At 67.6% G+C, this 7,114-nt stretch carries 7 protein-coding genes; 5 read left to right on the top strand and 2 right to left on the bottom strand.

Annotation, left to right across the window (positions count from 1 at the left end; all coding sequences use genetic code 11):
- Together AC1DNF_RS32340 and msrA are read right to left on the bottom strand one after the other, a co-directional pair.
- Positions 1-212: helix-turn-helix domain-containing protein (locus AC1DNF_RS32340; protein ID WP_478152753.1), on the bottom strand; the 212-nt coding region annotated here is incomplete at its 3' end.
- Between the two features lie 61 nt (positions 213-273).
- Positions 274-825, bottom strand: a complete 552-nt coding sequence (gene msrA / locus AC1DNF_RS32335) for a peptide-methionine (S)-S-oxide reductase MsrA (RefSeq protein ID WP_478152752.1) — start codon at positions 823-825, stop codon at positions 274-276.
- 103 nt (positions 826-928) lie between these two features.
- Here msrA and AC1DNF_RS32330 point away from each other — a divergent pair, with 103 nt between their 5' ends.
- The 5 genes from AC1DNF_RS32330 to AC1DNF_RS32310 are packed head-to-tail and all read left to right on the top strand — an operon-like array spanning position 929 to position 7,093.
- Positions 929-1,606 carry a TetR/AcrR family transcriptional regulator gene (locus AC1DNF_RS32330; RefSeq protein WP_478152751.1) on the top strand — a complete coding sequence of 226 codons (678 nt, stop codon included), beginning with the start codon at positions 929-931 and terminating at the stop codon, positions 1,604-1,606.
- An 8-nt stretch (positions 1,607-1,614) separates the two neighbouring features.
- The gene (locus AC1DNF_RS32325; protein ID WP_478152750.1) at positions 1,615-2,751 is read left to right on the top strand and encodes an efflux RND transporter periplasmic adaptor subunit; all 1,137 of its coding nucleotides are present in this window, start codon (positions 1,615-1,617) and stop codon (positions 2,749-2,751) included.
- Positions 2,752-2,763: 12 nt separating this feature from the next.
- Entirely contained in the window at positions 2,764-6,036 is a 3,273-nt protein-coding gene (locus AC1DNF_RS32320; protein WP_478152749.1) for an efflux RND transporter permease subunit, read from the top strand.
- A gap of 18 nt (positions 6,037-6,054) precedes the next feature.
- Positions 6,055-6,741, top strand: coding sequence for a protein-L-isoaspartate O-methyltransferase family protein (locus tag AC1DNF_RS32315; RefSeq protein WP_478152748.1), 687 nt, complete (start codon positions 6,055-6,057; stop codon positions 6,739-6,741).
- A gap of 13 nt (positions 6,742-6,754) precedes the next feature.
- Positions 6,755-7,093, top strand: a complete 339-nt coding sequence (locus tag AC1DNF_RS32310; protein WP_478152747.1) for a rhodanese-like domain-containing protein — start codon at positions 6,755-6,757, stop codon at positions 7,091-7,093.
- Positions 7,094-7,114 lie beyond the last annotated feature (21 nt).

Below are 7,114 nucleotides of genomic sequence, written 5' to 3'. Positions count from 1 at the left end.
GCATCACCCTCCTTGGCCCATCGAGAGTGCAGAACATGCACGGTGGCCGTTGACCAGCCCAGCAACTGCGCAATCTGTGCGGCCGAGCTGCCCAGTGTGGCCCTGATCAGCACGCACTGAATGCGCTGATATTGCGCATGGCTGTCAGCYTGCTTGAGCCGTTCTGCCAAGCGCATCACAGTCGGCTTATCCCCAACGATCAGACTCTTCATCCACGACTCCTTGAAGTACGTGGATAGACATCATATCTAATCTATTGAACGCAAAATGGTATCAGGACTTGAGCCGCGCGGCGAAGGTCTTCTGGAACTTCTCGACCTTGGGGCCGACCACGAAGGCGCAGTAGCCCTGGTTCGGGTTGTTCAGGAAGTAGTCCTGGTGGTAGGCCTCGGCGGTCGAGTAGTTGGCCAGGGGCGCAACCTCCGTCACGATGGGCGAAGCGTAGGTCTTGCTCTCGCCGATCTCGCGGATCACGGCCTCGGCCACCTGCTTCTGCGCGTCGCCGGTGGTGTAGATGCCGCTGCGGTACTGCGTGCCGACATCGTTGCCCTGGCGGTTGAGCGTCGTGGGGTCGTGCACGACGAAGAAGATCTCCAGGATCTCGCGCAGCGTGATCACGGCCGGATCGAAGCGGACCTTCACGACCTCGGCGTGGCCGGTGCGGCCGGTGCAGACCTGCTCGTAGCTGGGGTTCATCACCTGGCCATTGGAGTAGCCCGATTCGACGTCCACCACGCCCTGCACGCGGTCGAACACGGCCTCTGTGCACCAGAAGCAGCCGCCCCCGAGCACGATGGTTTCATATGGCGGTGATAACGTGGACATGGTGACTCCGGGCCTTTGGAAATTGGAGGACCCGACATTGTGGCGGCTTGACGCGGCGAAGGTCGCTCACTACATTACTAACCCGCCAGTCATTAATTACTCGATGTCCCCCTCCCGTTTTCTCAGCGACAAGATCTGCTCCGTGCGCGCCAAGCGCGAGCGGCGCAAGGAAGCCCGACCGGGGGAGTTGCTGGAAGCGGCGCTGGACCTTTTCGTGGAAAAGGGCTTCGCCGCGACGCGGTCGGAAGAAGTGGCCGCGCGCGCCGGGGTGTCGAAGGGCACGCTGTTCCTCTACTTCCCAAGCAAGGATGAGCTGTTCAAGGCGGTGGTGGTCGAGAACCTGTCGGGCCGCTTCCCCGAGTGGAACAAGGAATTCGAGGAGTTCGATGGCAGCACCGTCGACATGCTGCGCTACTGCATGCGCGTCTGGTGGGAGCGCGTGGGGTCGACCAAGGCCTCGGGGCTCACCAAGCTGATGCTGAGCGAAGGCCGCAACTTCCCCGAACTGGCGGAGTTCTACCGGCGCGAAGTGGTGCAACCGGGGCACACGCTGCTGCGGCGCATCCTGCGGCGCGGCATCGACAAGGGCGAGTTCGCGCCGATCGATGTCGACCATGCCATCTACGCCGTGATCGCGCCGATGATCTTCCTCATGCTGTGGAAGCATTCGGCCGCCGTTTGCGTCGACGGCCAATCTGAACTCGATCCCGAGAAATACCTGGAAATCCAGACGGAGATCGTGCTGCGGGGCATCTGCAAACCCTTGAAGGCGCCGGCATGAAGCGATCGATGAAATGGATCGTCGCGGCCCTGGTGCTCGCGCTCTTGGCGGGCGGGATGCTGCGGGCCGTTGGCGCGCGCAAGGCGCGGCAGGCAGCGGTGGCCGCCGCCGCCACGCCGACGGAGACCGTGGTGCAGCTCGCGCCCGGCGACGTGGTCCGTGTGGCACGCCGCGAGCTTGCTGAAACGCTCGCCGTCTCGGGCACGCTCAAGGCGGTCGATTCGGCGCAAGTCAAGGCGCGCGTCGCGGGCGAGCTGATCGGCCTCAAGGTGCGCGAGGGCGACAGCGTCGCGGCGGGCCAGGTGATCGCGCGCATCGACCCGATCGAATACCAGTCGCGCGTGCGCCAGGCGCAGGAGCAGGCCGACTCGGCCCGCGCCCAGGCCGAGGTCGCGCAACGCACCTACGACAACAACAAGGCGCTGGTGGACCAGGGCTTCATCTCCAGGACCGCGCTGGACACCTCGCAGTCGAATCTCAACGCGGCGCTGTCGACGCACCGCGCAGCGCTCGCGGCGGTGGAGATGACGCGCAAGTCGCTCGACGACACGGTGCTCAAGAGCCCCATCGCCGGCCAGGTGTCGCAGCGCCTGGCGCAGCCGGGCGAGCGCGTGGCCGTCGATGCGCGTGTCATCGAGGTGGTCGACCTGAGCCGCATCGAGGTCGAGGCGACCGTGGCCGCCGCCGATTCGGTGGCCGTGCGCGTGGGCCAGCGCGCCACGCTGCAGATCGAAGGCAGTGCATCGACCGACCCGAAGAACGGCGAGCGCAGCGTCGGCGCGAGCGTGGTGCGCGTGAACCCGAGCGCGCAGGCCGGAAGCCGCAGCGTGCTGGTCTACCTGCGGCTGGACCGCGCAACGGGCTTCCGCCAGGGCCTGTTCGCGCAGGGCGCGATCGATGTGGGGCGCAGCGAAGCGCTCGCCCTGCCCCTGTCGTCCGTGCGCACCGACAAGCCCGCGCCCTATGTGCAGATGGTGGCGGACGGACGCATCGTGCATCGCGCGGTCGACACCGGCCTGCGCGGGCAGGTCGACGGCCAGACGATGGTGGCGGTGCGCGGCGTCGACGAGGGCGCGGTGGTGGTCACCGGCAGCGTCGGGACGCTGCGCGAAGGAACTGCCGTGCGCCTCGCTCCCACGCCCTGAGACCGATCCGCCATGTGGTTCACGCGCGTCAGTCTCAAGAACCCCGTCTTCGCGACGATGCTGATGCTCGCGCTGGTCGTGCTCGGCATCTTCTCGTACCAGCGGCTGCAGGTCGACCAGTTTCCCAATATCGATTTCCCGGTGGTGGTGGTGATCACCGAGTACCCCGGCGCTTCGCCCGAGATCGTCGAGAGCGAGGTGACGAAGAAGGTCGAGGAAGGCGTCAACTCGATCGCCGGCATCAACAACCTCACCTCGCGCAGCTACGAAGGCCAGTCGGTCGTCATCATCGAGTTCCAGCTCTATGTCGACGGGCGCAAGGCGGCCGACGACGTGCGCGAGAAGGTCGCCGCCGTGCGCCCCCTCTTCCGCGACGAGGTGAAGGAGCCGCGCGTGATGCGCTTCGATCCGGCTTCGCGCGCGGTGTGGTCGGTGGCCGTGCTGCCCGATGCGCAGCCGGGCGCCGCCTCGGGGAGCGGCGCAGCCGGCGCGGGGGCCGCGTCCCGGCAACCGAGCGCGGTCGAGCTGACGAACTGGGCCGACCAGGTGCTGAAGAAGCGCCTGGAGAACGTGCGCGGCGTCGGCTCGGTGACGCTGGTGGGCGGTACCAAGCGCGAGATCAACATCTACCTGAACCCGCAGGCGATGGAGGCCTTCGGTGTAAGCGCAAGCCAGGTGGTGGATGCCGTGCGCGACGAGAACCAGGCGCTGCCGGTGGGCTCGGTGCGCTCGCTCGAGCAGGACCGCGTGGTGCAGGTCGATGCGCGCATGGAGCGGCCGGAGGACTTCGGCCAGATCATCGTCGCGCGCAAGGGCGGCGCGCCGATCCGCGTCAGCCAGGTCGCCAGGGTGAGCGACGGCGCGCAGGAGATCGACAGCCTCGCGCTCTACAACGGCCAGCGCACGCTGCTGCTGTCGGTGCAGAAGGCGCAGGACGAGAACACCATCCAGGTGGTCGACGGCCTGGCGAAGGCGATCGCCGACATCCGGCCGCAGCTGCCGCCGGGCGTGAAGCTGGAGCCGATCGCGGATGCCGCGCGCCCGATCCGCGTCGCGGTGGAGAACGTGCGGCACACGCTGATCGAAGGCGCGCTGCTGACCGTGCTGATCGTGTTCCTGTTCCTGAACTCGTGGCGCTCGACGGTGATCACCGGGCTCACGCTGCCGATCTCCCTGATCGGCACCTTCTGGTTCATGGCGATGTTCGGCTTCACGATCAACATGATCACGCTGATGGCGCTGTCGCTCTGCGTGGGGCTGCTGATCGACGACGCGATCGTGGTGCGCGAGAACATCGTGCGCCACGTCCAGATGGGCAAGGCGCCCTTCGCGGCGGCGCTCGACGGCACGCAGGAGATCGGGCTCGCGGTGCTGGCGACCACGCTGTCGATCGTCGCGGTGTTCCTGCCGATCGGCTTCATGGAGGGGATCATCGGCAAGTTCTTCCACGAGTTCGGCATCACGATCGTGGCGGCGGTGATGATCTCGATGTTCGTGAGCTTCACGCTGGACCCGATGCTGTCGAGCCTCTGGCATGACCCGGCGATCGAGACTCACGGCAAGCGCCACGCGCCGGTCACGCTCTACGACCGGACCATCGGCCGCGTCACCGGCTGGTTCGACCGCGCGACCGACTGGCTGGCCGAAGGCTACCAGGGCATTCTGCGCTGGGCCCTCGGGCACAGGCTCGCGACCCTGCTGGCCGCGGTCGCGATCTTCATCACCAGCATCTTCATGGTGCCGCTGCTCGGCACCGAGTTCGTGCCCAAGGCGGACTTCTCCGAGACCGCGATCAATTTCTACACGCCCGTGGGCTCCTCGCTCGAAGTGACCGAGGCCAAGGCGCGGCAGGTCGAGGCCGTGCTGCGCGAGATGCCGGAGGTGCGCTACACGCTCACGACCATCAACACCGGCGACGCGCAGGGCAAGATCTACGCGAGCATCTATGTGCGGCTGGTGGATCGCAAGTCGCGCAGCCGCAGCGTCGACGAGATGTCAGCCGTGCTGCGCGATCGGCTGCGCACGGTGCCGGGCATCACGGTCACGCACGTGGGACTGCGCGACTCGGTGGGCGGCAACAAGCCCATCGAGTTCTCGCTGCAGGGCCCCGACCTGAAGGAGCTCGAACGCCTCACGCAGCGCGTGCTGGAGGCGATCCGGCCGATCCCCGGGCTGGTGGATCTCGATTCGAGCCAGAAGCCCAACAAGCCGACGGTGAGCGTGGTGATGCGGCGCGACGCGGCGTCCGACCTCGGATTGAGCGTGGCGCCTGTCGCGGCGGCGCTGCGCACGCTGGTGGCCGGCACCACGGTGGGCAACTGGCGCGCGCCCGACGACCAGACCTACGACGTCAACGTGCGGCTCGCGCCGGAAGTTCGCAACTCGCCGGCCGACCTCGCGCGCCTGCCCTTCCTGAGCACGGCCATGGGCGCCAACGCCGATGGTTCCAGCCGCATCGTGCGCCTGCAGCAGGTGGCCGAGGTGCGTGAAGCCACGGGGCCGAACCAGATCAATCGCCGGGCCCTGGCGCGCGAGGTGAGCATCAACGCCAACGTGGACCGCCGCTCGGCCGGCGAGGTGTCGGCGGACGTGCGCGCCGCGCTGGCCGGCATCGCCTTTCCGCCCGGCTACGGCTGGCAGTTCAGCGGCTCGACCAAGAACATGGAGGAGTCCTTCGGCTACGCGGTGTCGGCCCTGGCGCTGGCGATCATCTTCATCTACATGATCCTGGCCAGCCAGTTCAAGAGCTTCCTGCAGCCGCTGGCCTTGATGACCGCCCTGCCGCTCACGCTGATCGGCGTGGTGCTGGCGCTGCTGGTGTTCGGCTCGACGCTGTCGATGTTCTCCGTGATCGGTGTCGTGATGCTGATGGGCCTGGTCACCAAGAACGCGATCCTGCTGGTGGATTTCGCGATCCGCGCCCGCACGCCGGGCGTGGCGCACGACGGCACGCCGGTGCCCGGGCTGGAGCGCGCCGAGGCCCTGCTGCTGGCCGCGCGCGTGCGGCTGCGCCCGATCCTGATGACCACGCTGGCGATGATCTTCGGCATGGTGCCGCTCGCATTCGCGATCAGCGAAGGATCGGAGCAGCGCGCGCCCATGGGCCAGGCCGTCATCGGCGGCGTGATCACTTCGTCGCTGCTGACGCTGGTCGTGGTGCCGGTGGTCTATTGCTACATGGACGACCTGGCCCGCTGGGCGAAGCGTCGCTGGCAAGGCGGGCCCCGGAGCGCCGCCACGGGAGGGGATGCGACGGCGGGCCCTAAAATCGAAAGTTTGTCCTGACTCGGACTAGGAAAACGCATGAATCCCATCCCCACCCTGGAGCGCCTGCGCTTCAACATGATCGAGCAGCAGATCCGTCCCTGGGATGTGCTCGACCTCGAGATCCTTGACCTCCTCGCCCGCATCCGGCGCGAGGACTATGTGCCGCCGGCGCATCGCGCAATGGCCTTCTTCGACATGGAGATCCCGCTCGAGGGCGCCACGACTCCCCGGGAACCCGGCCAGTGCATGCTTTCGCCGAAGGTGGAAGCCCGCACGCTGCAGGACCTGCACGTGCAGAAGCACGAATCGGTGCTCGAGATCGGCACCGGCTCCGGTTTCATGGCCGCCCTGCTCGCCCACCGCGCGGCGCAGGTGCTGACACTGGAGATCGATCCCGGGCTGGCCGCCGGCGCGGCCGCGACCCTGCGGCGCAACGGCGTGACGAATGTCGAAGTGCGCAATGCCGATGGCGCCGAGCCCCTGCCCAGCGGCCCGACCTTCGACGTGATCGTGCTGAGCGGCTCGGTCGCGCGCGTGCCGCAAGGCCTGCTCAGTTCGCTCAAGATGGGCGGCCGGCTCGCCGCGATCGTGGGAGACGAGCCGATGATGCGCGCCCACTTCGTGACGCGCACGGGCGAAGGCACGTGGGACGTGAAGCAGCCTTGGGACACCGTCGCGCCGCGCCTGCTGAATTTCCCGGCGCCCTCGCGCTTCAACTTCTGAAGCGGGCGAGTCGATGATCGACCAGATACGCCCCACCGAGCTGGCCGACTGGTTCGCCCGCGACCCCGCCGCCTCGCCGGTGCTGCTGGACGTGCGCGAACCGTGGGAGCTTCAGACCGCGAGCGTGGTGCCGCAAGGCTTCACGCTGGTGGCGATCCCGATGAACGAGATCCCCGCCCGCCTTGCCGAACTCGATGCGGGCCAGCGCATCGCCTGCCTCTGCCATCACGGCGCGCGCAGCCAGCGCGTGGCTGCCTTCCTTGCCCAGAACGGCTTCGCCGAGGTGGCGAACGTCACTGGGGGCATCGATGCCTGGTCGGCCCAGCACGACCCTTCCGTTCCGCGCTACTGATCTGAACTCTCGACTTCCTCA

This window comes from Variovorax sp. 01T432, from assembly GCF_056398605.1.
The sequence above is the reverse complement of the archived record's forward strand: the minus strand, read 5'-3'. Positions and strand labels throughout refer to the sequence as shown.

Coding starts and splice junctions, on each gene's coding strand:
- msrA (WP_478152752.1), bottom strand. CDS start 825: ATGTCCACGTTATCACCGCCATATGAAACCATCGTGCTCGGGGGCGGC.
- AC1DNF_RS32330 (WP_478152751.1), top strand. CDS start 929: ATGTCCCCCTCCCGTTTTCTCAGCGACAAGATCTGCTCCGTGCGCGCC.
- AC1DNF_RS32325 (WP_478152750.1), top strand. CDS start 1,615: ATGAAATGGATCGTCGCGGCCCTGGTGCTCGCGCTCTTGGCGGGCGGG.
- AC1DNF_RS32320 (WP_478152749.1), top strand. CDS start 2,764: ATGTGGTTCACGCGCGTCAGTCTCAAGAACCCCGTCTTCGCGACGATG.
- AC1DNF_RS32315 (WP_478152748.1), top strand. CDS start 6,055: ATGAATCCCATCCCCACCCTGGAGCGCCTGCGCTTCAACATGATCGAG.
- AC1DNF_RS32310 (WP_478152747.1), top strand. CDS start 6,755: ATGATCGACCAGATACGCCCCACCGAGCTGGCCGACTGGTTCGCCCGC.